This is a genomic window from Enterobacter cloacae complex sp. BZL2005, from assembly GCF_049238885.1.
Taxonomy (GTDB): Bacteria; Pseudomonadota; Gammaproteobacteria; order Enterobacterales; family Enterobacteriaceae; genus Enterobacter; species Enterobacter roggenkampii.
This window is the reverse complement of sequence record NZ_JBMKGI010000001.1, coordinates 653,544-680,044: the sequence shown is the minus strand read 5'-3', so window position 1 is coordinate 680,044 and position 26,501 is coordinate 653,544. Positions and strand designations below refer to the sequence as shown.

General features: G+C 56.1%; 21 protein-coding genes. 19 read left to right on the top strand and 2 right to left on the bottom strand.

Annotation, left to right across the window (positions count from 1 at the left end; translation table 11 throughout):
* Positions 1-29: 29 nt before the first annotated feature.
* From ACOTXI_RS03455 to nei, 7 genes are all read left to right on the top strand, one after another.
* Positions 30-236 carry a YbfA family protein gene (locus ACOTXI_RS03455; RefSeq protein ID WP_008501079.1) on the top strand — a complete coding sequence of 69 codons (207 nt, stop codon included), beginning with the start codon at positions 30-32 and terminating at the stop codon, positions 234-236.
* A 340-nt stretch (positions 237-576) separates the two neighbouring features.
* Complete coding sequence (gene phrB, locus ACOTXI_RS03450) at positions 577-1,989, top strand: deoxyribodipyrimidine photo-lyase (protein ID WP_008501080.1); 1,413 nt, start codon at positions 577-579, stop codon at positions 1,987-1,989.
* Positions 1,990-1,999: 10 nt separating this feature from the next.
* Positions 2,000-2,743, top strand: coding sequence for a type 2 GTP cyclohydrolase I (locus tag ACOTXI_RS03445; protein WP_008501081.1), 744 nt, complete (start codon positions 2,000-2,002; stop codon positions 2,741-2,743).
* A 14-nt stretch (positions 2,744-2,757) separates the two neighbouring features.
* Positions 2,758-3,414, top strand: coding sequence for a 5-oxoprolinase subunit PxpB (gene pxpB, locus ACOTXI_RS03440; protein WP_021241020.1), 657 nt, complete (start codon positions 2,758-2,760; stop codon positions 3,412-3,414).
* Entirely contained in the window at positions 3,408-4,340 is a 933-nt protein-coding gene (gene pxpC, locus ACOTXI_RS03435) for a 5-oxoprolinase subunit PxpC (RefSeq protein WP_021241019.1), read from the top strand. The genes pxpB and pxpC overlap by 7 nt, the downstream gene beginning before the upstream one ends.
* Positions 4,327-5,067, top strand: a complete 741-nt coding sequence (gene pxpA / locus ACOTXI_RS03430) for a 5-oxoprolinase subunit PxpA (RefSeq protein ID WP_008501084.1) — start codon at positions 4,327-4,329, stop codon at positions 5,065-5,067. Before pxpC ends, pxpA begins: the two co-directional genes overlap by 14 nt.
* Before the next feature lie 18 nt (positions 5,068-5,085).
* Positions 5,086-5,877, top strand: a complete 792-nt coding sequence (gene nei / locus ACOTXI_RS03425; protein WP_058653528.1) for an endonuclease VIII — start codon at positions 5,086-5,088, stop codon at positions 5,875-5,877.
* Positions 5,878-5,962: 85 nt separating this feature from the next.
* On the opposite strand, the gene ACOTXI_RS03420 is transcribed toward nei, so the two are convergent.
* Positions 5,963-7,246 (bottom strand): citrate synthase, encoded by a 1,284-nt coding sequence (locus ACOTXI_RS03420; RefSeq protein ID WP_008501086.1) that lies wholly within the window; start codon positions 7,244-7,246, stop codon positions 5,963-5,965.
* Between the two features lie 639 nt (positions 7,247-7,885).
* On the opposite strand from ACOTXI_RS03420, the gene sdhC reads away from it, so the two are divergent.
* The 8 genes from sdhC (at position 7,886) to sucD (ending at position 17,551) form a co-directional block, all read left to right on the top strand.
* Positions 7,886-8,290 carry a succinate dehydrogenase cytochrome b556 subunit gene (sdhC, locus tag ACOTXI_RS03415; protein WP_020684965.1) on the top strand — a complete coding sequence of 135 codons (405 nt, stop codon included), beginning with the start codon at positions 7,886-7,888 and terminating at the stop codon, positions 8,288-8,290.
* On the top strand, positions 8,284-8,631 hold the full coding sequence (sdhD, locus tag ACOTXI_RS03410) for a succinate dehydrogenase membrane anchor subunit (RefSeq protein ID WP_008501088.1): 348 nt from the start codon (positions 8,284-8,286) through the stop codon (positions 8,629-8,631). Before sdhC ends, sdhD begins: the two co-directional genes overlap by 7 nt.
* Complete coding sequence (gene sdhA, locus ACOTXI_RS03405) at positions 8,631-10,397, top strand: succinate dehydrogenase flavoprotein subunit (protein WP_008501089.1); 1,767 nt, start codon at positions 8,631-8,633, stop codon at positions 10,395-10,397. The genes sdhD and sdhA overlap by 1 nt, the downstream gene beginning before the upstream one ends.
* Before the next feature lie 15 nt (positions 10,398-10,412).
* Entirely contained in the window at positions 10,413-11,129 is a 717-nt protein-coding gene (gene sdhB / locus ACOTXI_RS03400; protein WP_008501090.1) for a succinate dehydrogenase iron-sulfur subunit SdhB, read from the top strand.
* Between the two features lie 248 nt (positions 11,130-11,377).
* The gene (gene sucA / locus ACOTXI_RS03395; RefSeq protein ID WP_058653526.1) at positions 11,378-14,185 is read left to right on the top strand and encodes a 2-oxoglutarate dehydrogenase E1 component; all 2,808 of its coding nucleotides are present in this window, start codon (positions 11,378-11,380) and stop codon (positions 14,183-14,185) included.
* Positions 14,186-14,199: 14 nt separating this feature from the next.
* Positions 14,200-15,420 carry a 2-oxoglutarate dehydrogenase complex dihydrolipoyllysine-residue succinyltransferase gene (gene odhB / locus ACOTXI_RS03390; RefSeq protein ID WP_058653524.1) on the top strand — a complete coding sequence of 407 codons (1,221 nt, stop codon included), beginning with the start codon at positions 14,200-14,202 and terminating at the stop codon, positions 15,418-15,420.
* A 95-nt stretch (positions 15,421-15,515) separates the two neighbouring features.
* Positions 15,516-16,682 carry an ADP-forming succinate--CoA ligase subunit beta gene (gene sucC / locus ACOTXI_RS03385; RefSeq protein ID WP_006809579.1) on the top strand — a complete coding sequence of 389 codons (1,167 nt, stop codon included), beginning with the start codon at positions 15,516-15,518 and terminating at the stop codon, positions 16,680-16,682.
* A complete protein-coding gene (sucD, locus tag ACOTXI_RS03380) occupies positions 16,682-17,551 on the top strand; it encodes a succinate--CoA ligase subunit alpha (RefSeq protein ID WP_008501094.1) in 870 nt (289 codons plus the stop codon). Before sucC ends, sucD begins: the two co-directional genes overlap by 1 nt.
* A gap of 83 nt (positions 17,552-17,634) precedes the next feature.
* Here the strand turns inward: sucD and ACOTXI_RS03375 are convergent, their stop codons facing one another.
* Positions 17,635-18,351 (bottom strand): GntR family transcriptional regulator, encoded by a 717-nt coding sequence (locus ACOTXI_RS03375; RefSeq protein WP_058653523.1) that lies wholly within the window; start codon positions 18,349-18,351, stop codon positions 17,635-17,637.
* A 170-nt stretch (positions 18,352-18,521) separates the two neighbouring features.
* Here ACOTXI_RS03375 and mngA point away from each other — a divergent pair, with 170 nt between their 5' ends.
* From mngA to cydB, 4 genes are all read left to right on the top strand, one after another.
* Positions 18,522-20,438 (top strand): PTS 2-O-a-mannosyl-D-glycerate transporter subunit IIABC, encoded by a 1,917-nt coding sequence (mngA, locus tag ACOTXI_RS03370; protein ID WP_058653521.1) that lies wholly within the window; start codon positions 18,522-18,524, stop codon positions 20,436-20,438.
* A 23-nt stretch (positions 20,439-20,461) separates the two neighbouring features.
* Positions 20,462-23,092 carry a mannosylglycerate hydrolase gene (gene mngB / locus ACOTXI_RS03365; protein WP_058653519.1) on the top strand — a complete coding sequence of 877 codons (2,631 nt, stop codon included), beginning with the start codon at positions 20,462-20,464 and terminating at the stop codon, positions 23,090-23,092.
* Between the two features lie 680 nt (positions 23,093-23,772).
* Complete coding sequence (gene cydA / locus ACOTXI_RS03360; protein WP_008501098.1) at positions 23,773-25,341, top strand: cytochrome ubiquinol oxidase subunit I; 1,569 nt, start codon at positions 23,773-23,775, stop codon at positions 25,339-25,341.
* A gap of 15 nt (positions 25,342-25,356) precedes the next feature.
* A complete protein-coding gene (gene cydB, locus ACOTXI_RS03355) occupies positions 25,357-26,496 on the top strand; it encodes a cytochrome d ubiquinol oxidase subunit II (RefSeq protein WP_008501099.1) in 1,140 nt (379 codons plus the stop codon).
* Positions 26,497-26,501 lie beyond the last annotated feature (5 nt).

Here is a 26,501-nt window from a genome sequence, read left to right as displayed (position 1 = left end):
GTTTCCGGCCAACTATAGGGGAGAAAAATATGGATCTTTATAAAGAGTTTCCGGCTCATATCGTGTTCATGCGCCGCGCTTTCGCCGTAGTGGCTGGCGTGCTGGCTCTGCCGGTGATGCTGTTCTGGAAAGATCGTGCACGTTTTTATAGCTATCTGCACCGCGTCTGGGCGAAAACCAGCGAGAAGCCGGTGTGGATGGATCAGGCCGAGAAAGCGACCTGCGATTTTTACTGATACTAAGACGACACCCAGAAAAAAACGCCGGGGGAGCGATAGCCCCTCGTCAGGGTTTACAGGCACATATTTGCCGTCTTTCTTGCCGGGTGACGCTGCGCTTACCCGGCCTACACAGGGCAAAGAGATCAATACATTGCATGTTTCATTGTAGGCCCTTGCAAGCGTAGCGCCGCCGGGCGAAATGCACAGCATGCACCTTGTCATCAGTCTGTAAGGCCGCCTTGGGCGGCCTTTTTTATTTCATCCCGTCTACACTTCATGGCAAAGTAGTTCAATGCATGCTTTTTCCTTTTACGGCATGCCCTTATGGACATAATGGACAATAGCCTGGAGTTTTATGCCCACCCATCTGGTTTGGTTTCGCGCGGACCTGCGCGTACATGACAACTTCGCACTCGCGGCAGCCTGCCGTTCCGATGACGCCAGCGTGCTGGCGCTGTTTATCGCTACGCCTGAACAGTGGCAGCAGCATGATATGGCCCCGCGGCAGGCGGCTTACCTCAAATCGCATCTGAACGATCTGCAACACTCACTTGCTGAAAAAGGTATCCCGCTGATCTACAAAGAGGTCAGTGATTTTGCCGCGCAGCTTAAGATGTTGCGGGAGGTATGTCAGCAGAACGGCGTCACGCATCTTTTTTATAACTACCAGTACGAGCTGAACGAACGGCTGCGGGATCGCCAACTGGAGAACATTCTGGGCGAGGTGGTTTGTGAAGGATTTGATGACAGCGTAATGCTGGCACCGGGCAGCGTCATGACCGGCGGCCATGAAATGTATAAAGTGTTCACGCCGTTTAAAAATGCTTTTGTTAAACGTCTGAAAGAGGCGCTGCCGGAGTGCGTACCCGCACCCGCAGCCAGAGGGGAAGCTATAACCACGCTGCCTGAATTAACGTTTAACTATCCCCAACAGGCATTCGATGAGCTTCTGTTCCCCGCAAACGAGAAGGCAGCAATTGCGAAGCTGCGCCAGTTTTGCAAACAGGGCGCGGGAGAGTACGACGCGCGCAGGGATTTCCCGGCGATTGAAGGGACAAGCCGCTTATCGGCAAGCCTGGCGCTGGGCGTACTCTCTCCTCGCCAGTGTTTACATCGTCTTCTGGCCGAGCAGCCGCAGGCGATGGACGGTGGGGCGGGTTCGGTGTGGCTGAACGAACTCATCTGGCGTGAATTCTATCGCCATCTGATGACGTATCATCCCGATCTCTGTAAGCATCGTCCGTTCATCCCCTGGACCGACAACGTAAAATGGCAGCACGATGAGGCACGTTTACAGGCCTGGCAAAAAGGGGAAACGGGCTATCCGATTGTTGATGCTGCCATGCGCCAGCTGAATGAAACCGGGTGGATGCACAACCGCCTGCGAATGATTACCGCCAGCTTTCTGGTGAAGGATCTGCTTATCGACTGGCGTATCGGAGAGCGCTATTTTATCTCTCAGCTGATCGACGGCGATCTCGCTGCGAATAACGGCGGCTGGCAGTGGGCGGCCTCTACCGGCACCGATGCGGCTCCCTATTTCAGGATTTTTAATCCGACCACTCAGGGGCAAAAATTTGATGCCAACGGCGACTTTATCCGCCGCTGGTTGCCCGCGCTCAGGAACGTTCCTGCGAAAGCGATCCACGACCCGTGGACATGGGCGGATAAACAGGGCGTAAAGCTCGATTATCCCCGCCCGATTGTTGACCATAAACAGGCGCGCACCGCCACGCTGGCGGCGTACGAAGCCGCCCGAAAAGTTTGAGAGCATAAAGATGAAAAACAGTGAACTGGAACGCCTGATTAACGAAAAACTCAATATCGCCTCCTTCAGCGACTACGGCCCAAATGGCCTGCAGGTAGAAGGGCGCGAAACGGTGCAGAAAATTATCACCGGCGTCACGGCAAGCCAGGCGCTGCTGGACGAGGCTGTCCGTCAGGAAGCCGATGCGGTGATTGTCCATCACGGCTACTTCTGGAAAAACGAATCACCGATTATTCGCGGCATGAAGCGCAACCGCCTGAAAACGTTGCTGGCAAATGACATCAACCTGTACGGTTACCACCTGCCGCTGGACGCACACCCGGAACTGGGCAACAACGTTCAGCTTGCGCAGCTGTTGGGGATAACCGTAATGGGCGAAATCGAGCCGTTGGTGCCGTGGGGCGAGCTGGCGATGCCGGTTCCCGGACTGGAGCTGGCCTCGTGGATTGAAGCGCGCCTGGGGCGTCGCCCGCTGTGGTGCGGCGATACGGGCGCGGACCTGGTAAAACGCGTTGCCTGGTGCACCGGGGGCGGGCAGGGCTTTATCGACAGCGCCGCGCGTTTCGGTGTTGATGCCTTTATCACCGGCGAGGTTTCCGAGCAGACCATTCACTCGGCGCGTGAACAGGGTCTGCATTTCTACGCGGCCGGCCATCATGCCACCGAGCGCGGCGGCATTCGGGCCCTCAGCGAGTGGCTGACGGAAAATACCGATCTGGATGTAACCTTTATTGATATCCCTAATCCGGCCTGATGAGAGGTGCCTGAGTGCAGCGAGCGCGTTGTTATCTTCTGGGAGAAACGGCAGTGGTTCTGGAGCTCGAGCCGCCGGTGACCCTTGCCACGCAAAAGCGTATCTGGCGGCTAACCCAGCGTCTGGTCGATCTGCCGGACGTGGTTGAAGCCATTCCGGGGATGAATAACATCACGGTGGTGCTGCGTAGTCCGCATACGCTGGCGCTGGATGCCATCGAGCGTTTACAGCGCTGGTGGGAAGAGAGCGAGGCGCTGGAGCCGGAATCGCGTGCCATTGAGATCCCGGTCGTTTATGGCGGTACGGGGGGACCGGATCTTGGTGTGGTCGCAGACCATTGCGGGCTCACCGAAAAGCAGGTGGTTGAACTGCACAGTTCGGTGGATTACGTCGTCTGGTTCCTGGGATTCCAGCCCGGATTCCCGTATCTGGGGGGATTATCTCCCCGGCTGCATACGCCGCGCCGCGCTGAACCTCGCCTGAGCGTACCGGCGGGGACGGTCGCCATTGGTGGCGAGCAGACCGGCGTATATCCGCTGGCTTCGCCCGGTGGTTGGCAGCTTATTGGGCATACCGCCACCCCGTTATTTGACCCCGCGCTGGCGTCGCCAATACTCCTGCGCCCGGGCGACACCCTTCGCTTTATCCCGCAGAAGGAGGGGGTATGTTAACGCTTATTCGCGCCGGGCTTTACACCTCCGTACAGGATGCCGGGCGCTTTGGCATGCGCCAGTCCGGCGTGAGCTATTGTGGCGCGCTGGACCGTCCTGCGCTGGAAATCGCTAACGTGCTGGTGGGCAACCCCGGCAGCACGGCGGCGCTCGAAATTACGCTCGGCCAGTGTGTCATTGAGTTTGGTCAGGAGACCTGGTTCGCGCTCACCGGCGCCGGCTGTGATGCCACGCTGGACGGCAAAGCGGTGTGGACCGGCTGGCGTCTGCGGGCGAAAGCCGGGCAGCGTCTGACCTTAAAGCGTCCTCTGCACGGCGTGCGTAGCTATCTCGCGGTGGCTGGCGGCATTGATGTGCCTGAGGTGCTGGGCTCATCCAGTACCGATCAGAAAGCCGGGATAGGCGGTCACGAAGGACGTCTGTTGCGCGACGGCGATCGCCTGGCGATTAAGCCCTCTTCGCGTCACTTCTCGACGGCTCAGGGGGTGAAACAACTTCTCTGGGGAAACCAGATCCGCGCCTTACCGGGGCCGGAATATCATGAGTTCGACGAGGCCTCAAAAGAGTCTTTCTGGCGCGCGCCGTGGAAGCTTAGTCCGCAGAGTAACCGAATGGGCTATCGTCTGCAGGGGCAGCCGCTGATCCGGACCACCGACCGGGAACTGCTCTCCCACGGTTTGTTGCCCGGCGTGATTCAGGTTCCAGGCAACGGGCAACCGATCGTCTTAATGAACGACGCGCAGACGACGGGGGGCTATCCGCGAATTGCCTGCATTATTGAAGCCGATCGCTACCATCTGGCGCAAATTCCCCTCGGTCAGCCGATTCACTTCGTGCAGTGTTCGCTGGAGGAAGCGCTAAAGGCGCGGCAGGATCAGCAGCGCTATCTCGAACAGCTGGCGTGGAGGCTCGATGGTAAAGATTGATTTAAACGCCGATCTGGGCGAGGGCGGCAGCGCCGACGCGGCGCTAATGACGCTGGTCTCTTCGGTCAATATTGCCTGCGGCTTTCACGCGGGCGATGCGCAAACCATGCTGGAGAGCGTGCGTCATGCCATCAAAAATGGCGTGGCGATTGGCGCTCACCCGAGCTTCCCTGACCGGGAGAACTTTGGTCGCACCGCGATGGACCTGCCGCCTGAGACGGTCTACGCGCAGGTGCTCTACCAGACTGGCGCGCTGGAGGCGATGGTTCGCGCCGGGAAGGGCGTACTGCGTCACGTGAAGCCGCACGGTATGCTCTATAACCAGGCGGCAAAAGACCCGGTGCTGGCGGCGGCGATTGCCCGTGCGGTGCGGGACTGTAATCCGCAGCTGATTCTGGTCGGCCTGGCGGGCAGTGAGCTTATTCGTGCCGGAGAACGGCTGGGGCTGACCACGCGGCAGGAGGTGTTTGCCGATCGGGGATACATGCCGGACGGCAGTCTGGTTCCGCGCACGCAAGCCGGTGCGCTGATTACCGATGAAGCGAAAGCGCTGGCGCAGACGCTGGAGATGGTGCGCTACGGGCGAGTGACCGCCGTGGATGGCACAACGGCGCACGTTCAGGCGGATACGGTATGTTTACACGGCGATGGCGAGCATGCGCTCCAGTTCGCGCGCCGCCTGCGGGCCGCGTTCGCTGAAGAGGGCATTCTTGTCAGCGCAGATTAATGATAAAAGGACAGAAAAATGCCAGAAGGCCCGGAGATCCGCCGCGCGGCGGATAGCCTCGAGGCGGCGATAAAGGGCAAACCGCTGACGGAGGTCTGGTTTGCTTTTCCTCAACTGAAACTGTTTGAATCACAGCTGGTGGGGCAGTCGGTAACGCATATTGAAACGCGCGGCAAAGCGTTGCTCACGCACTTTTCCCATAACCTGACGTTATATAGCCACAACCAGCTTTACGGCGTGTGGCGCGTGGTGGAGGCGGGTGAACAGCCGCAAACGACCCGCGTGCTGCGCGTCAGGCTGCAAACGGCGGATAAGGCGATCCTGCTCTATAGCGCTTCTGATATCGAAATGTTAACGCCTGAGCAGTTGCTCACGCACCCGTTCTTACAGCGGGTTGGGCCGGACGTGCTGGATATGCGCCTGACGGCGAGCGACGTGAAGGCCCGACTGCTATCGCCCACATTCCGCAACCGGCAGTTTTCCGGCCTGTTCCTTGACCAGGCCTTTCTCGCCGGGCTTGGCAACTACCTGCGGGTGGAGATCCTCTGGGAAGTCGGGCTGGCACCGCAGCACAAAGCTTCTCAGCTGAGCGATGAACAGCTGGAGGCGCTGTCCCACGCGCTGCTGGACATCCCGCGGCTGTCGTACAACACGCGTGGCATCGTAGATGAAAACAAGCACCACGGGGCGCTGTTCCGGTTCAAGGTGTTTCATCGGGCGGGGAAGAAGTGCGAGCGGTGCGGCGGGATTATCGACAGGATTATGCTCTCTTCGAGACCCTTTTACTGGTGTCCACATTGTCAAAAATAAAAAAGCCGGGTGGCGGCTACGCCTTACCCGGCCTACGTTTCGCATTTGTAGGCCCGGTAAGCGGTAGCGCCACCGGGCTTAACTTTTAGCGCTTCAGGTCAGACTTAAAATCACGCTGCTCGTAGCCGGTATACAGCTGACGAGGACGGGCGATCTTCATGCCTTCGCTGTGCATTTCGTTCCAGTGCGCAATCCAGCCTACGGTACGCGCCATGGCGAAGATCACGGTGAACATGGAAGACGGAATGCCCATCGCTTTCAGAATAATGCCAGAGTAGAAATCGACGTTCGGGTAGAGTTTCTTCTCGATGAAGTACGGGTCGTTCAGCGCGATGTGTTCCAGCTCCATCGCCACTTCCAGCAGGTCATCTTTGGTACCCAGCTCTTTCAGCACTTCGTGGCAGGTTTCACGCATCACGGTGGCGCGCGGGTCATAGTTTTTGTAAACACGGTGACCGAAGCCCATCAGGCGGAAGGAGTCATTCTTGTCTTTCGCGCGACGCACGAACTCAGGAATGTGCTCAACGGTGCTGATCTCTTCCAGCATCTTCAGCGCCGCTTCGTTCGCGCCGCCGTGCGCCGGTCCCCACAGGGAGGCGATGCCCGCAGCGATACAGGCGAACGGGTTCGCGCCTGAAGAGCCTGCGGTACGAACGGTTGAGGTCGAGGCGTTCTGTTCGTGGTCAGCATGCAGGATCAGAATACGGTCCATCGCGCGTTCCAGAACCGGGTTCACTTCGTACTCTTCGCACGGCGTGGAGAACATCATGCGCAGGAAGTTGCCCGCGTAGGAGAGGTCGTTACGCGGATACACAAACGGCTGGCCGATGGAGTATTTGTAACACATCGCCGCCATGGTAGGCATTTTGGACAGCAGACGGTAAGCGGCGATTTCACGGTGACGCGGGTTATTCACGTCAAGGGAGTCGTGGTAGAACGCTGCCAGCGCACCGGTAATACCGCACATCACCGCCATTGGGTGAGAGTCACGACGGAACGCATGGAACAGACGGGTAATCTGCTCATGGATCATGGTGTGACGGGTCACGGTGGTTTTAAATTCATCGAACTGTGCCTGCGTCGGTTTTTCGCCGTTCAGCAGGATGTAGCACACTTCCAGATAGTTGGATTCGGTGGCTAACTGATCGATAGGGAAGCCGCGATGGAGCAGGATACCTTCGTCACCGTCGATAAAGGTGATTTTGGATTCGCAAGATGCGGTAGAGGTAAATCCAGGGTCAAAGGTGAATACCCCTTTGGAACCCAGCGTACGGATATCAATAACATCCTGACCGAGCGTGCCTTTTAGCACATCCAGTTCAATAGCAGTGTCACCATTGAGGGTGAGCGTTGCCTTTGTATCAGCCATTTACGGTCTCCTTAGCGCCTTATGCTTAAGACTGCGCTTTACCGGATTTGCTTTCAGCTGTTAATCACCGTTACCAGATTGTTATTTGGCTTACCGCTCAGCTCACGAGGACAAACCAGGGTACAGAGCTATGGCGCCTTGCAGGTAAACGAATGAAATATCAGTGAAACAACAGCAAATCAGTGTTTTTGCAGTCCGAATTATTCAAACCTGTATATCACTAATAACTGTCCTGATAACTTCGGTCAATACCATCACACTGTTACATAACTATTTGTCAGGTGAAAGAGAGACCTCATAACTTTTGCGCATTATATGCCTTTTCTGATGACGTTTGTAACAATATTGTTTAACATTTGTCAAATCAGATGATTAAAAATTAAAAAGATGTTGTTATCGTGACCCTGATCACTGTTCCAGAGAAAACCCGACAAACTGTATGTAGGTTAATTGTAATGATTTTGTGAACGGCCTATACTGCCGCCAGGTCTCCGGAACACCCTGCAATCCCGAGCCACCCAGCGTTGTAATGTGTCGTTTAAGCATCTGGAAGCACTGTTTTGCATGACGCGCAGTTATAGAAAAGGAACGCTGTCTGACCCGCATCGCAGTCCGGAGGAAGGAAACAATAAGAACAGCATGTGGGCGTTATTCATGATAAGAAATGTGAAAAAACAAAGACCTGTCAATCTGGATCTCAAAACGATCCGGTTCCCCGTAACAGCAATAGCGTCCATTCTGCACCGTGTTTCTGGTGTGATTACGTTTGTGGCGGTCGGTATTCTGCTGTGGTTACTGGGCACCAGCCTCTCTTCCCCTGAAGGATTCCTCCAGGCCTCTGCCATCATGAACAGCTTCTTCGTGAAATTCATCATGTGGGGCATTCTGACCGCGCTGGCGTACCACGTTGTGGTGGGTGTTCGCCATATGCTGATGGACTTTGGCTACCTGGAAGAGACCTTCGAAGCCGGGAAACGCTCCGCTAACATTTCATTTGTGATTACAGTCGTGCTTTCACTTCTCGCAGGAGTTCTCGTATGGTAAGCAACGCCTCCGCATTAGGACGCAACGGCGTACATGACTTCATTCTGGTCCGTGCTACCGCCATCGTTCTCACCCTCTACATCATCTATATGATCGGTTTCTTCGCGACCAGCGGCACGCTGACGTGGGAAATCTGGAGTGGGTTCTTCGGATCCGCCTTCACCAAAGTGTTCACCCTGCTGGCCCTTTTCTCCATCCTTATTCATGCCTGGATTGGCATGTGGCAGGTGTTGACCGATTACGTTAAACCGCTGGCGATTCGCCTTCCACTGCAGCTGGCCATTGTCGTTGCACTGGTGGTTTACGTTATTTATGGATTCGTTGTGGTGTGGGGTGTGTAATGAAACTGCCAGTCAGAGAATTTGATGCTGTTGTGATTGGTGCCGGTGGCGCAGGTATGCGTGCCGCACTGCAAATTTCCCAGAGTGGCCAGAGCTGTGCGCTGCTCTCTAAAGTCTTCCCAACCCGTTCCCATACTGTGTCTGCGCAGGGCGGTATTACCGTTGCGCTGGGTAACTCCCATGAAGATAACTGGGAATGGCACATGTATGACACGGTAAAAGGTTCCGATTACATCGGTGACCAGGATGCCATCGAATATATGTGTAAAACCGGCCCGGAAGCGATTCTGGAGCTGGACCACATGGGTCTGCCGTTCTCCCGTCTGGAAAATGGCACCATCTATCAGCGTCCGTTTGGCGGCCAGTCGAAAAACTTCGGCGGCGAGCAGGCGGCACGCACCGCGGCGGCGGCTGACCGTACCGGTCACGCGCTGCTGCACACCCTGTATCAGCAGAACCTGAAAAACCACACCACCATCTTCTCCGAATGGTATGCGCTGGATCTGGTGAAAAACGCCGATGGCGCCATCGTTGGTTGTACCGCGCTGTGCATCGAAACCGGTGAAGTGGTCTACTTCAAAGCCCGTGCAACCGTGCTGGCGACCGGCGGTGCAGGCCGTATTTACCAGTCCACTACCAACGCCCACATCAACACTGGTGACGGTGTCGGTATGGCTATCCGCGCGGGCGTGCCGGTGCAGGATATGGAGATGTGGCAGTTCCACCCAACCGGCATCGCCGGTGCAGGCGTGCTGGTAACAGAAGGCTGCCGTGGTGAAGGTGGCTACCTGCTGAATAAACACGGCGAGCGCTTCATGGAGCGTTATGCCCCGAATGCGAAAGACCTGGCGGGTCGTGACGTGGTGGCGCGTTCCATCATGATCGAAATCCGTGAAGGCCGCGGCTGTGACGGCCCTTGGGGTCCACACGCCAAGCTGAAGCTCGACCACCTGGGTAAAGAAGTGCTGGAGTCCCGTCTGCCGGGCATTTTGGAACTGTCCCGCACCTTCGCGCACGTCGATCCGGTGAAAGAGCCGATTCCGGTTATCCCAACCTGCCACTACATGATGGGCGGTATTCCGACCAAAGTGACCGGTCAGGCGCTGACCGTGAACGAGCAGGGCGAAGACGTGGTCATTCCTGGCCTGTTCGCGGTGGGCGAAATTGCCTGCGTATCCGTACACGGCGCAAACCGTCTGGGCGGCAACTCGCTGCTGGATCTGGTGGTGTTTGGTCGCGCAGTGGGTCTGCATCTGCAGGAATCCATTGCCGAGCAGGGCGCGCTGCGTGACGCGACCGACGACGAAATTGATGCCTCTCTTGAGCGCCTCAACCGCTGGAACGGCAACCGTAACGGCGAAGATCCGGTGGAAATCCGTAAAGCGCTGCAGGAGTGCATGCAGCACAACTTCTCGGTATTCCGCGAAGGCGACGCGATGGCCAAAGGTCTTGAGCAGCTGAAAGCGATCCGCGAGCGTCTGAAAAATGCCCGTCTGGACGACACCTCCAGCGAGTTCAACACCCAGCGCGTTGAGTGCCTGGAGCTGGATAACCTGATGGAAACCGCGTTCGCGACCGCGATGTCGGCAAACTTCCGTACCGAAAGCCGTGGCGCGCATAGCCGCTTCGACTTCCCGGAACGTGATGACGAAAACTGGCTGTGCCATTCCCTGTATCTGCCAGAGTCGGAAACCATGACGCGTCGTAGCGTCAATATGGAACCGAAACTGCGTCCGGCGTTCCCGCCGAAGATTCGTACTTACTAATGCGGAGACAGGATAATGAAACTCGAATTCTCAGTTTATCGTTATAACCCGGATGTTGATGACGCTCCGCGCATGCAGGACTACACCCTGGAAGCGGAAGAAGGTCGCGACATGATGCTGCTGGATGCCTTAATCCAGCTGAAAGAAAAAGATCCAACCCTGTCGTTCCGTCGCTCCTGCCGTGAAGGGGTGTGTGGTTCTGACGGTGTGAACATGAACGGCAAAAATGGCCTGGCCTGCATCACGCCAATTTCAGCGTTGCAGCGTCCTGGTCAGAAAATTGTTATCCGTCCTCTGCCAGGCCTGCCGGTCGTGCGTGATTTGGTGGTAGACATGGGGCAATTCTATGCACAATATGAGAAGATTAAGCCTTACTTATTGAATAATGGGCAAAATCCACCGGCTCGTGAGCACTTACAGTCTCCTGAGCAGCGTGAAAAACTCGATGGTCTGTACGAGTGTATTCTCTGCGCATGCTGTTCTACGTCCTGCCCGTCGTTCTGGTGGAACCCGGACAAGTTTATCGGCCCGGCCGGTCTGCTGGCTGCCTATCGCTTCCTGATCGATAGCCGCGACACCGAAACCGACAGCCGTCTGGAAGGACTGAGTGACGCTTTCAGCGTATTCCGCTGCCATAGCATCATGAACTGCGTCAGTGTGTGTCCGAAGGGGCTGAACCCGACGCGCGCCATCGGCCATATTAAGTCGATGCTGCTGCAGCGCAGTGCGTAAGTAACGTTGCCGGATGGCGCTGCGCTTATCCGGCTTACGAAACTGTAGGCCCGGTAAGCGTAGCGCCACCGGGCAAAATGCAGAAACCTTTAAAAACTGCCCTGTACTACCCTGAAGTCCAGACAGTTTCTAAAGGTTCCTTCGCGGGCCAAATGAAAAGAGCTCGCAGGTGAACCCCGGCACGTACACGTGGTGTGCGTGGTAGTTTCTACGGCGAAAGTAAGCATAAAAATGCTTAAGGGATCACGATGCAGAACGGCGCAATGAAAGCCTGGCTGGACTCTTCTTACCTCTCTGGTGCCAACCAGAGCTGGATAGAACAGCTCTATGAAGACTTCTTAACCGATCCTGACTCAGTGGACGCAAACTGGCGTTCCATGTTCCAGCAGTTGCCTGGTACAGGGGTCAAACCGGATCAATTCCATTCCAAAACACGTGATTATTTCCGTCGTCTGGCGAAGGATGCCTCACGTTACTCTTCTGCGATTTCCGACCCTGACACCAATGCGAAGCAGGTTAAAGTCCTGCAGCTTATCAACGCTTATCGCTTCCGTGGTCACCAGCATGCGAATCTCGATCCGCTGGGACTGTGGAAACAAGACCGTGTGGCCGATCTCGATCCGGCGTATCACGATCTGACCGAGGCCGATTTCCTGGAAAGCTTTAACGTAGGTTCCTTTGCCATCGGCAAAGACACGATGAAGCTGGGCGATCTGATTGAAGCGCTCAAGCAAACCTACTGCGGCTCCATCGGCGCGGAATACATGCACATTACCTCTACCGAAGAGAAGCGCTGGATCCAGCAGCGTATCGAATCCGTAGCGGGCCACGCGACCTTCTCGGCTGATGAGAAAAAACGCTTCCTCAGCGAACTGACCGCAGCGGAAGGCCTTGAGCGCTATCTGGGCGCGAAGTTCCCGGGCGCAAAACGCTTCTCGCTGGAAGGCGGTGACGCCCTGGTGCCGATGCTGAAAGAGCTGATTCGTCACGCAGGCAAGAGCGGCACCCGTGAAGTGGTTCTGGGCATGGCGCACCGTGGTCGTCTGAACGTACTGGTCAACGTGCTGGGTAAAAAACCGCAGGACCTGTTCGACGAATTCGCAGGCAAACATAAAGAACACCTCGGTACCGGTGACGTGAAGTACCACATGGGCTTCTCGTCAGATATCGAAACCGAAGGCGGTCTGGTTCACCTGGCGCTGGCATTTAACCCGTCACACCTCGAGATCGTCAGCCCGGTGGTTATCGGTTCCGTGCGCGCGCGTCTGGATCGTCTGGACGAGCCGAGCAGCAACAAAGTTCTGCCAATCACCATCCACGGTGATGCGGCGGTGACAGGGCAGGGCGTGGTGCAGGAAACCCTGAACATGTCCAAAGCGCGTGGTTACGAAGTGGGCGGTACCGTTCGCATCGTGATCAACAACCAGGTGGGCTTCACCACCTCTAACCCGCTGGACGCACGTTCTACCCCGTACTGCACCGACATCGGTAAGATGGTTCAGGCGCCGATCTTCCACGTTAACGCGGATGACCCGGAAGCCGTGGCTTTCGTGACCCGCCTGGCACTGGACTTCCGTAACACCTTCAAACGCGATGTGTTCATTGACCTCTTCTGCTACCGCCGTCACGGCCACAACGAAGCGGATGAGCCAAGTGCAACCCAGCCGCTGATGTACCAGAAAATCAAAAAACACCCGACGCCGCGCAAAATCTATGCTGACAAGCTGGAAAGCGACAAAGTGGCGACGCTGGCAGATGCGACCGAAATGGTCAACCTCTACCGCGACGCGCTGGACGCGGGTGAATGCGTAGTGAAAGAGCTGCGCCCGATGAACATGCACTCCTTTACCTGGTCGCCGTACCTCAACCACGAGTGGGATGAGAGCTATCCGAACAAGGTGGAGATGAAGCGCCTGCAGGAGCTGGCTAAACGCATCAGCACCGTGCCGGACGCTATCGAGATGCAGTCTCGCGTGGCGAAAATTTATGCTGACCGTCAGGCCATGGCGGCAGGCGAGAAGCTGTTCGACTGGGGCGGCGCGGAAACGCTGGCTTACGCGACGCTGGTTGACGAAGGCATTCCTGTTCGTCTGTCCGGTGAAGATGCGGGCCGTGGCACCTTCTTCCACCGTCACGCGGTGGTTCACAACCAGTCTAACGGTTCAACCTACACCCCGCTGCAGCACGTGCACAACGGTCAGGGCCAGTTCAAGGTCTGGGACTCCGTGCTGTCTGAAGAAGCGGTACTGGCTTTCGAATACGGTTACGCCACGGCAGAACCGCGCACCCTGACCATCTGGGAAGCGCAGTTCGGCGACTTCGCCAACGGTGCGCAGGTGGTTATCGACCAGTTCATCTCCTCCGGCGAGCAGAAATGGGGCCGTATGTGTGGCCTGGTGATGCTGCTGCCGCACGGCTATGAAGGCCAGGGTCCGGAGCACTCCTCCGCGCGTCTGGAACGTTATCTGCAGCTCTGCGCGGAGCAGAACATGCAGGTTTGCGTGCCGTCGACCCCGGCGCAGGTTTACCACATGCTGCGTCGTCAGGCGCTGCGCGGTATGCGTCGTCCGCTGGTGGTCATGTCGCCGAAATCCCTGCTGCGTCACCCGCTGGCGGTGTCCAGCCTGGAAGAGCTGGCGAACGGTACCTTCCTGCCAGCCATCGGTGAAATTGACGAGCTGGATCCACAGGCCGTGAAGCGTGTGGTGATGTGTTCTGGTAAGGTTTATTACGACCTGCTGGAACAGCGCCGTAAGAACGATCAGAAAGATGTCGCCATCGTGCGTATCGAACAGCTTTATCCGTTCCCGCACCAGGCGGTGCAGGAAGCGCTGAAACCGTACGCTCACGTTCATGATTTTGTCTGGTGCCAGGAAGAGCCGCTCAACCAGGGCGCATGGTACTGCAGCCAGCATCATTTCCGTGAAGTGATTCCATTTGGGTCAGCCCTGCGCTATGCAGGTCGCCCGGCCTCCGCCTCTCCGGCGGTAGGGTATATGTCCGTTCACCAGAAGCAGCAACAAGATCTGGTCAATGACGCGCTGAACGTCGATTAATTAAAGGATACATAATGAGTAGCGTAGATATTCTTGTTCCCGACCTGCCTGAATCTGTAGCAGATGCGACCGTCGCTACCTGGCACAAAAAACCAGGCGATGCCGTTAAGCGCGATGAAGTGCTGGTAGAAATCGAAACTGACAAAGTGGTACTGGAAGTACCGGCTTCGGCGGATGGCGTTCTGGACGCGGTGCTGGAAGACGAAGGCACCACCGTCACCTCTCGTCAGATCCTGGGTCGTCTGCGTGAAGGCAACAGCGCGGGCAAAGAGTCCAGCGCGAAGTCTGAAGAGAAAGCCTCTACGCCGGCTCAGCGCCAGCAGGCTTCTCTGGAAGAACAGACCAACGACGCGCTCAGCCCGGCGATCCGTCGCCTGCTGGCGGAACACAGCCTTGACCCGGCAGCCATCAAAGGTACCGGTGTGGGCGGTCGTCTGACCCGCGAAGACATCGACAAGCATCTGGCGAAAGCGCCTGCTCAGGCCGAAGCGAAAGCCCCTGCGGCAGCACCGGCAGTACAGCCTGCGCTGGGTGCCCGCAGCGAAAAACGCGTGCCAATGACCCGCCTGCGCAAGCGCGTGGCCGAGCGTCTGCTGGAAGCGAAAAACTCTACCGCGATGCTGACTACCTTCAACGAAGTGAACATGAAGCCAATCATGGACCTGCGTAAGCAGTACGGTGACGCGTTTGAAAAACGTCACGGTATCCGTCTGGGCTTTATGTCCTTCTACGTGAAGGCGGTGGTTGAAGCGCTGAAACGCTACCCGGAAGTGAACGCGTCCATTGATGGCGATGACGTGGTTTACCACAACTACTTCGACGTCAGCATGGCGGTTTCGACCCCACGTGGCCTGGTGACCCCGGTTCTGCGTGATGTGGATACCCTGGGTATGGCCGACATCGAGAAAAACATTAAAGAGCTGGCGGTGAAAGGCCGCGACGGCAAGCTGACCGTAGACGACCTGACCGGCGGTAACTTCACCATTACCAACGGCGGCGTCTTCGGATCGCTGATGTCTACCCCGATCATTAACCCGCCGCAGAGCGCGATCCTGGGTATGCATGCCATCAAAGATCGTCCTATGGCGGTAGACGGTAAAGTTGAGATCCTGCCGATGATGTACCTGGCGCTCTCTTACGACCACCGCCTGATCGACGGCCGCGAGTCCGTGGGCTTCCTGGTAGCCATTAAAGAGCTGCTCGAAGATCCAACGCGTCTGCTGCTGGACGTCTAGTCACGATTTAGCATCACCTGCCCCGTAGACCGGCACACGCTGCGCCGGTCTACAGGTTTGAAGATAACGATTACCCTGAAGGATGGATAGAACACATGAACTTACATGAATATCAGGCCAAACAGCTGTTTGCCCGGTATGGCTTACCGGCTCCGGTGGGTTATGCCTGTACTACCCCGCGTGAAGCAGAAGAAGCCGCATCTAAAATCGGTTCCGGCCCGTGGGTAGTTAAGTGTCAGGTTCACGCTGGTGGCCGTGGTAAAGCGGGCGGTGTGAAGGTTGTTAAGAGCAAAGAAGAGATTCGTGCGTTTGCTGAACATTGGCTCGGCAAGCGTCTGGTAACGTACCAGACAGATGCGAACGGCCAGCCGGTTAACCAGATCCTGGTTGAAGCGGCAACCGATATCGCGAAAGAGCTGTACCTGGGCGCGGTGGTTGACCGTAGCTCCCGTCGCGTGGTGTTCATGGCATCTACCGAAGGCGGCGTGGAAATCGAAAAAGTGGCGGAAGAGACCCCGCACCTGATCCACAAAGTGGCTATCGATCCGCTGGCAGGCCCAATGCCTTACCAGGGTCGCGAGCTGGCGTTCAAACTGGGTCTGGAAGGCAAGCTGGTTCAGCAGTTCACCAAGATCTTCATGGGTCTGGCGACCATTTTCCTGGAGCGCGATCTGGCGCTGATCGAGATCAACCCGCTGGTGATCACGACCCAGGGCGATCTGATCTGCCTCGACGGCAAGCTGGGCGCTGACGGCAACGCGCTGTTCCGCCAGCCGGATCTGCGCGAAATGCGCGACCAGTCTCAGGAAGACCCGCGTGAAGCGCAGGCTGCTCAGTGGGAGCTGAACTACGTGGCGCTGGACGGTAACATCGGCTGCATGGTTAACGGTGCGGGCCTGGCGATGGGCACCATGGACATCGTTAAGCTGCACGGCGGTGAGCCAGCGAACTTCCTCGACGTGGGCGGTGGCGCAACCAAAGAGCGCGTAACCGAAGCGTTCAAAATCATTCTCTCCGACGACAACGTGAAGGCCGTTCTGGTTAACATCTTCGGCGGCATCGTCCGTTGCGACCTGATCGCCGACGGTATCATCGGTGCGGTAGAAGAAGTGGGTGTTAACGTTCCGGTGGTTGTGCGTCTGGAAGGTAACAACGCTGAACTCGGCGCGAAAAAACTGGCTGACAGCGGCCTGAATATTATTGCAGCGAAAAGTCTGACGGATGCAGCTCAGCAGGTTGTTGCCGCAGTGGAGGGGAAATAATGTCAGTTTTAATTAATAAAGATACCAAGGTTATCTGCCAGGGCTTCACCGGTAGCCAGGGGACTTTCCACTCCGAACAGGCGATTGCCTACGGCACGCAGATGGTTGGCGGCGTAACGCCAGGTAAAGGCGGCACCACCCACCTGGGCCTGCCGGTGTTCAACACCGTGCGTGAAGCCGTAGAAGCGACGGGCGCAACCGCGACCGTGATCTACGTTCCGGCGCCGTTCTGCAAAGACTCCATTCTGGAAGCGATCGACGCAGGCATCAAACTGATCATCACCATCACCGAAGGTATCCCGACGCTGGATATGTTGACCGTGAAGGTGAAGCTGGATGAAGCCGGCGTACGTATGATCGGCCCGAACTGCCCAGGCGTTATCACCCCGGGCGAATGCAAAATCGGCATCATGCCGGGCCACATTCACAAGCCGGGTAAAGTGGGCATCGTGTCCCGTTCCGGTACCCTGACCTATGAAGCGGTTAAGCAGACCACCGACTACGGCTTCGGCCAGTCCACCTGCGTGGGCATCGGCGGTGACCCGATCCCGGGTTCTAACTTCATCGACATCCTGAAGCTGTTCCAGGAAGATCCACAGACCGAAGCGATCGTGATGATCGGTGAGATCGGTGGTAGCGCGGAAGAAGAAGCGGCTGCTTACATCAAAGAACACGTGACCAAGCCAGTTGTGGGTTACATCGCGGGTGTGACTGCGCCGAAAGGCAAGCGTATGGGTCACGCAGGCGCGATCATCGCCGGTGGTAAAGGTACGGCTGATGAGAAATTCGCAGCGCTGGAAGCCGCAGGCGTGAAGACCGTTCGCAGCCTGGCGGATATCGGCGAAGCACTGAAATCCATCATTAAGTAAGTCCTCTCTGCTCCCCGAAATGGGGGCGATGCAGTATAAAAATGTCCGTTTCGACATGGTTGGCCGCTGTAAAGCGGCCTTTTTTATTGCCTGCGTCTGGCGACTAGCGTGAACTTGTAATCATCGGTATTGAACACGTTGCGGCTGTATTCAAATACCCGTCCGTCCTTCAGAAACCCGCGGGAGACTTTTTCCAGGATCGGCTTTGTCGGATCGAGCGACAGCGCGGCGATCGCCTCCTCTGAAGGCATGATCGGCACCAGCTCCTGCTCGCTACGATCGATAACCAGCTTTTTGATCTGCTCAACGTAGTGGTATTTCGAATTCTCCATCACTTCCCAGGTGAGGTCGGGGAACAGGGCCAGCGGCATCCACGTTTCTTCCAGATTTACCGGTTTTTGTTTAATAAAGCGGACGCGTTTGACGTGCCAGACTTTATCGTCATGAGAGAGATTCAGCTTTTCGGCAAGTTTTGCATCGGCTTTCAACACTTCAAAAATGCTCACCTCACTGTGGGTATCCACGTTACGGTCCGCCAGTTTTTCGTAAAACCCGGTGAGCTGGTAAATATCGTAATTGACGCGCTCTTCTTTTACGTAGGTGCCGCTGCCCTGAATGCTCTCGACGATCTGCTCTTCCGTAAGCAGCTTCAGCGCCTGTCTCACCGTGACGCGACTCACGTTGAATGCCTCCTGAAGGCTGGATTCCGTCGGTAACGCATCGCCAGGCTTTAACTCTCCCGCACTGATTTTTCCGCGAAGCGCATCGGCTATTTGCCGGTACATCGGTTTGTTACCCATCGAATCTGCCTTTCTAATACCTTTTCATGGAATTATGCCTCCCGCTTAAAATTTGTAAATAATACGACTTAAATACAAATTTGCGTTGTTAGTGAAAATGATCACATAAATGTATTGTATGACCTGCCACAATTGCCGCCAGACAATAACAACGTATGTGTGAGGATCTTATGAACCTGACGACTCTGACCCACACCAGTGCTGTCTGCGTGCAGGCGCACTATGCCAGCCGTGATGAGGCCATTCGCCAGCTTACAATGCGGCTGGTGGCGCTGGGCAAAATTACCGATGGCGATGCATTTTTGGCGGAGGTCTACCGCCGCGAATCTCAGGGGCCAACCGCCTTGGGTGAAGGGCTGGCTGTCCCGCATGGTAAATCGAGCGCGGTGAACGAAGCGGCTTTTGCGGTTGCTACGCTGCGCGAACCGCTGGAGTGGGAGGGGGTGGACGGCCCTGAACAGGTAGAGCTGATCGTCCTGCTTGCCATCCCACCAGCTGAAGCGGGATCCACGCATATCCAGGTGCTGACGGCGCTGACGTCTCGCCTTGCCGATGATGCCCTCCGGGAACGCGTTATGGCTGCTGAGACGGCAGAGGATCTGCTTGATGCGCTGAACGGTGTCTCGAAGGAAGACGAGGCTGATACGCCGGTGAATGCACCAACCGTCGTCTGTGTCACCGCCTGTCCGGCGGGGATCGCGCATACCTATATGGCCGCAGAGTACCTGGAAAAAGCGGGACGTAAGCTCGGCGTCAACGTGGTGGTCGAAAAGCAGGGGGCGAATGGTATAGAAGGGCGCATTACTGCCCAGCAGTTGCTGGAGGCGAAAGCGTGTATTTTTGCCGCAGAAGTGGCGATCAAAGAGAGCGAGCGCTTTCAGGGGATCCCGGCCATTTCCGTGCCCGTTGCGGAACCCCTGCGTCATGCTGAAGCGTTGATTGAGCGCGCGCTGGCGCTAAAGCCTTCTACCGATGCGCGCCATGCGCAGGCCGATACCGAAACGAAAAAGCGCGTTAAAACTGAACTCAAGCAGGCGCTTCTCAGCGGCATCTCTTTTGCGGTGCCGCTGATCGTCGCCGGCGGTACGGTGCTGGCCGTATCGGTACTGCTGGCGCAAATCCTTGGCCTGCAGCACCTGTTTGACCAGGAAAACTCGTGGCTGTGGATGTACCGCAAGCTTGGCGGCGGCATGCTCGGCATTTTGATGGTGCCTGTCCTGTCGGCCTACACCGCCTACTCGCTGGCGGATAAACCCGCGCTGACGCCGGGCTTTGCGGCCGGTCTGGCTGCCAACATGATCGGCTCCGGTTTTCTCGGCGCTATCGTCGGTGGGCTGATCGCGGGCTATCTGATGCGCTGGGTGAAAAACCACATCCGGCTCAGTAGCCGCTACAACGGCTTTCTGACTTTTTATCTCTATCCGGTGATTGGCGTGCTGGGCGCGGGCAGCCTGATGCTGTTTGTGATTGGCGAACCGGTGGCCTGGCTCAATAACACGCTCACCGTCTGGCTTAACGGTCTGTCCGGCGCGAATGCGCTGCTTCTGGGGGCAATCCTCGGGTTTATGTGCTCATTCGATTTGGGTGGCCCGGTCAACAAAGCCTCTTACGCGTTCTGCCTGGGGGCGATGGCGAACGGGGTATACGGTCCCTATGCCATCTTTGCTTCCGTCAAAATGGTCTCAGCCTTCACCGTCACGGCGTCAACGATGCTGGCACCGAAGCTGTTTAAGTCGTTTGAAATTGAAACCGGTAAATCGACCTGGCTGCTCGGCCTCGCGGGCATTACCGAAGGGGCGATTCCGATGGCGATTGAAGATCCGCTTCGCGTCATTGGCTCATTTGTACTCGGATCCATGGTGACGGGCGCGGCTGTCGGTGCGATGGGGATCGGGTTGTCTACGCCGGGGGCCGGGATTTTCTCTCTCTTTTTACTTCACGATGCCGGGTTGGGCGGTGTGGTTGCCGCGGCGGGCTGGTTTGGCGCGGCGCTGGTGGGTACCGCTATCTCCACCCTGGTTCTGCTGCTCTGGCGACGCCAGGCGGTAAAAAAGGGCAACTACGTCACTGAAGACGCCTTATCGTAAAAACGCACAAACAGGAAACGAAGATGAAAGCTGTATCTCGCGTTCATATCACGCCGCATATGCACTGGGACCGTGAGTGGTACTTCACCACCGAAGAGTCGCGTATTCTTCTGGTCAATAATATGGAAGAAACCCTGACCCGGCTGGAGCAGGATGATGAGTACAAATACTATGTTCTCGATGGACAGACGGCTGTTCTGGAGGATTATTTTGCCGTTGTGCCCGAAAACCGCTCTCGCGTGAAGGCGCTTGTCGAGCGCGGAAAGCTGATTATCGGCCCCTGGTATACCCAGACCGATACCACGATCGTGAGCGGCGAGTCGATTGTCCGCAACCTGATGTACGGCATCCGGGATTGTATGGCCTTCGGCGAGCCGATGAAGATCGGCTATCTGCCGGATTCGTTTGGCATGTCCGGCCAGCTTCCGCATATCTATAACGGGTTTGGCATGACCCGCACGATGTTCTGGCGCGGTTGTTCTGAACGCCACGGGACCGATAAAACCGAATTTCTCTGGCAGAGCCAGGACGGCAGTGAAGTGACGGCACAGGTGCTGCCGCTGGGCTACGCGATTGGTAAGTACTTACCGGAGGACGAAGCGGGGCTGCGAAAACGGCTCGACAGCTATTTCGAGGTTCTGGAAAAGGCGTCCGTCACCAAAGCGATTTTGCTGCCCAACGGACACGACCAGATGCCGCTGCAGCAGAACATTTTCGCGGTGATGGAGAAGCTGCGTGAAATCTATCCGCAGCGTCAATTTGTGATGAGCCGGTTTGAGGAGGTCTTTGATTGCATCGACGCGCACCGCGATGACCTGGCGACCTTAAAAGGTGAGTTTATCGACGGGAAATACATGCGCGTGCACCGGACCATCGGCTCCACGCGCATGGATATCAAAATCGCCCATGCGCGTATTGAGAACAAAATTGTCAACATCCTCGAGCCGCTGGCGACGCTTGCCTGGACGCTGGGCTTCAACTACCACCACGGCCTGCTGGAGAAGATGTGGAAAGAGATCCTCAAAAACCACGCTCACGACAGCATCGGCTGCTGCTGCAGCGACAAGGTGCATCGCGAGATTGTCTCCCGCTTTGAACTGGCTGAGGACATGGCAGATAACCTGGCGCGTTTCTATATGCGCAAGATTGTCGACAACATGCCGCAAAGCGATGCCGATAAGCTGGTGATGTTCAACCTGATGCCCTGGCCGCGTGAGGAGGTGATGAACACCACGATTCGACTGCGCGCCAGCCAGTTCCGTCTGCGGGATGACAAAGGCAACGAGATCCCGTATTTCATCCGCAGCGCGCGAGAGCTCGACCCGGGCCTCATTGACCGACAGATTGTTCACTACGGCAATTACGAACCGTTTATGGAGTTTGATATTCAGCTCAGCCAGATATTGCCGTCGATGGGCTACCGTACGCTGTTTATCGAACCTAACGTGGCCGGGAAGATGCTCTCTCCGGGGGAAAATACCGCCTCCCTACTTGAAAACGCCTTCTGGCAGATTGACGTAAATGATGACGGTTCGCTGCGCCTGCGCGATAAAGAAACCGGGCTTATTTATGACCGCGTGCTGGAAATCGAAGAGAGCTCGGATGATGGCGATGAGTACGACTACTCGCCTTCGCGGGAAGAGTGGAGACTCACTTCCGCGCAGGGCGAGCATGAATTTGAGGTTACGCATGAAGGCTGGCAGAGCAGGGCAGTTATCCGCCATCGAATCGCCGTTCCGGCGAACCTGGCGGAACGCGCGGCGCGCCAGCGAAACGGCTACCTCGACGCTGAATTTGAAATTACGCTAAGCCGCAACAGCAGACGCATTGACGTGGCGGTGCGCCTGGATAATCAGGCCGACGACCACCGCGTTCGCGTGCTCATCCCAACGCCGTTTGCGACCCGGGAGGTGTTAGCGGATACGCAGTTTGGCACGATCTCTCGTCCGGTGCAGGACGCGGCGATGCAAAACTGGCAGGAGGAGGGGTGGAAAGAAGCGCCGGTTCCCGTCTGGAATTTACTCAACTACGCCGTCCTGCAGGAAAAACGAAACGGGCTTGCGCTATTTACCGAGGGGCTGCGTGAATTTGAAGTCGTGGGCGATGAACAAAAAGCATTTGCTCTGACCTTGCTGCGCGGCGTGGGGGTACTCGGCAAAGAAGATCTGCTCCTGCGCCCCGGCAGACCATCCGGTATCAAAATGCCGGTCCCGGACGCTCAGGTGCGTGGTCCGCTAAGCTGTCGCTTTAGCCTCTTCAGCTTCAGCGGCACGCCGGAAAACGCGGGTGTCGCGCAGCAGGCTCAATCGTGGTTAACGCCGGTGCAGTGTTATAACAAGATCCCCTGGGATGCAATGAAGCTGAATCGCGCGTCGTTGACCACGCCGGAAAGTTACAGCCTGTTAGCGCTTTCGCCAACGGGATGCGTACTCAGTGCGATCAAAAAAGCGGAAGATCGTGATGAGCTCATTCTTCGTCTATTCAACCCTTCGCAGTCCAGCGCATGTGACGCGACGCTATCCGTCAATCCGGCGGTGAAGCGGTGCTGCGAAACGGACATGAATGAACGGCTGATGGACCACGGTGAAGGCGAAGGCATTGTCGGGGCGTTCAGACCGGGACAGTCGCGAACCTTTAGCCTTCTTCTTGCCTGAGAACCGCTGATATCATTAAAAGGCTGCACTGTTTGCGGCCTTTTTCATTAAATAGTCACGCCGCGGTGTTAAGTTATGGGGTGACAAAAGTAAAATAAATGTAATTACGAAGGGTTGCATAAATACCATGGAAAAATAACCCGGCCCGGCTATGCTTTATTGTTTGCCGCGCATCGAAATGAGGCTTTTGTTTCGCGTTAATTAAAATCACTTCTGTTTATATTTTTTTTCGTCTTCGATAACCAATCACATCTTTACATGCACATATCATTAACATGGTTTTTACCATTCTCACCACGATTAAACATAGTTAACATCAAGGTTTGTTTTTGATTTAAATCAAAGTTTAATCCTTGGAAAAAGGTGCTGAAAAGCGCTAAATTGTTCCCGATCAAAATGGCCGAAAAGTGGTAATTTTGCTATAAATTGATCACCATCGAAAAACGTAAATGTGATTCAATAAAAACCTGTTTATTGTAAGGGTTTTGCAGCGTATTATATTTGCGGTATCAATTTGAGTTTTTTATTAACGTATTTGTAACCTCACGTCATCGTTTTTATCCTCCTTCAGGGTAATAACGACGACAAGGATGCGAATAATTTGTATTGGGGCATGCGTGTGGATCTCTTTCTGACGGGGTTCACTCTCGGAGTCTTCATGCGATGAGCAAGGAGTCATGATGTTAGATATAGTCGAACTGTCGCGCTTACAGTTTGCCTTGACCGCGATGTACCACTTCCTGTTTGTGCCACTGACGCTCGGTATGGCGTTCCTGCTGGCCATCATGGAAACGGTATACGTTCTCTCCGGCAAACAGATTTATAAAGATATGACCAAGTTCTGGGGCAAGTTGTTTGGTATCAACTTCGCACTGGGCGTGGCAACCGGTCTGACCATGGAGTTCCAGTTCGGGACTAACTGGTCTTACTATTCCCACTATGTAGGGGATATCTTCGGTGCGCCGCTGGCCATTGAAGGTCTGATGGCATTCTTCCTTGAATCCACCTTTGTAGGTCTGTTCTTCTTCGGTTGGGACCGTCTGGGTAAAGTCCAGCATATGGCGGTGACCTGGCTGGTGGCATTAGGTTCGAACCTGTCCGCGCTGTGGATCCTGGTCGCGAACGGCTGGATGCAGAACCCTATCGCGTCTGATTTCAACTTCGAAACCATGCGTATGGAGATGGTCAGCTTTGCCGAGCTGGTCCTGAACCCGGTTGCTCAGGTTAAATTCGTTCACACCGTCGCCTCTGGCTATGTGTGCGGCGCGATGTTTGTACTGGGTATCAGTTCTTACTACATGCTGCGCGGTCGTGACTTCGCGTTCGCCAAGCGCTCCTTTGCTATCGCTGCAAGCTTCGGTATGGCTGCGATTCTCTCTGTTATTGTTCTGGGTGATGAATCCGGTTACGAAATGGGCGACGTGCAGAAAACCAAACTGGCCGCTATCGAAGCCGAATGGGAAACCCAGCCGGCACCTGCTGCCTTTACGCTGTTCGGTATTCCCGATCAGGACGCGCAGGAAAACCGCTTCGCTATTCAAATCCCTTACGCGCTGGGTATCATCGCCACCCGTTCTGTTGATAAGCAGGTGACGGGTCTGAAAGAGCTGATGGTGCAACACGAAGAGCGTATCCGTAACGGTATGAAAGCCTACTCGCTGCTGGAACAGCTGCGTGCCGGTTCTACCGACCAGGCCGTTCGCGATCAGTTTAACGACGTGAAGAAAGATCTGGGTTACGGTCTGCTGCTGAAGCGTTATACCCCGAACGTTTCTGATGCGACGGAAGCGCAGATCCAGATGGCAACCAAAGACTCAATTCCACGCGTTGCGCCACTGTACTTCGCATTCCGTATCATGGTGGGCTGCGGCATCATCATGCTGCTGATCATTGCGGCGTCCTTCTGGTCCGTGATTCGCAACCGCATCGGCGAGAAAAAATGGCTGCTGCGCACCGCGCTGTACGGTATTCCACTGCCGTGGATCGCGATTGAGTCCGGCTGGTTTGTGGCGGAATATGGCCGTCAGCCATGGGCGATCGGTGAGGTGCTGCCAACGGCGGTAGCGAACTCGTCCCTGACCGCAGGCGACCTGATCTTCTCCATGCTGCTGATTTGTGGTCTGTACACCCTGTTCCTGGTGGCTGAACTGTTCCTGATGTTCAAGTTCGCGCGCCTTGGCCCAAGCAGCCTGAAAACCGGTCGCTATCACTACGAGCAGTCCACTGCGACTACTCAGCCGGCACGCTAAGACAGGAGTCATCAAATGATCGATTATGAAGTATTGCGTTTTATCTGGTGGCTGCTGGTTGGCGTTCTGCTGATCGGTTTCGCCGTCACGGATGGTTTCGACATGGGGGTGGGGATGCTCACCCGTTTCCTCGGTCGTAATGACACCGAGCGTCGAATCATGATCAACTCCATCGCCCCGCACTGGGACGGTAACCAGGTGTGGCTGATCACCGCAGGCGGCGCGCTGTTCGCTGCCTGGCCGATGGTCTACGCGGCTGCGTTCTCCGGTTTCTATGTGGCGATGATTCTGGTGCTGGCCTCTTTATTCTTCCGTCCGGTCGGTTTCGACTACCGTTCGAAGATTGAAGATACCCGCTGGCGCAACATGTGGGACTGGGGCATCTTCATCGGTAGCTTCGTTCCACCGCTGGTGATCGGCGTGGCGTTCGGTAACCTGCTGCAGGGCGTACCGTTCCACCTGGACGAATACATGCGTCTTTACTACACCGGTAACTTCTTCCAGCTGCTGAATCCGTTTGGTCTGCTGGCCGGTGTCGTCAGCGTGGCAATGATCATCACTCAGGGCGCAACCTACCTGCAGATGCGTACCGTAGGCGAGCTGCATCTGCGCTCCCGCGCGACGGCTCAGGTTGCTGCGCTGGTTACGCTGGTCTGCTTCGCGCTGGCCGGTGTGTGGGTGGTGTACGGCATTGATGGCTACGTGGTGACGTCTGCCATTAACCACACCGCACCGTCTAACCCGCTGACCAAAGAAGTGGCGCGTCAGGCGGGAGCATGGCTGGTGAACTTCAACACTACCCCTGTGCTGTGGGCGATCCCGGCGCTGGGCGTGCTGCTGCCGCTGCTGACCATGTTGACGTCTCGTCTGGAAAAAGGCGCGCTGGCGTTCGTGTTCTCTTCACTGACTCTGGCATGCATCATCCTGACGGCGGGTATTGCGATGTTCCCATTCGTCATGCCATCCAGCACTATGCTGAATGCTAGCCTGACCATGTGGGATGCAACGTCCAGCCATATGACGCTGAACTTGATGACGTATGTTGCTTGCGTGTTCGTTCCGATTGTTCTGGCCTACACCATCTGGTGTTACTGGAAAATGTTCGGTCGCATCACGAAAGAACATATCGAAAGCAATACCCACTCTATGTATTAAGTAAG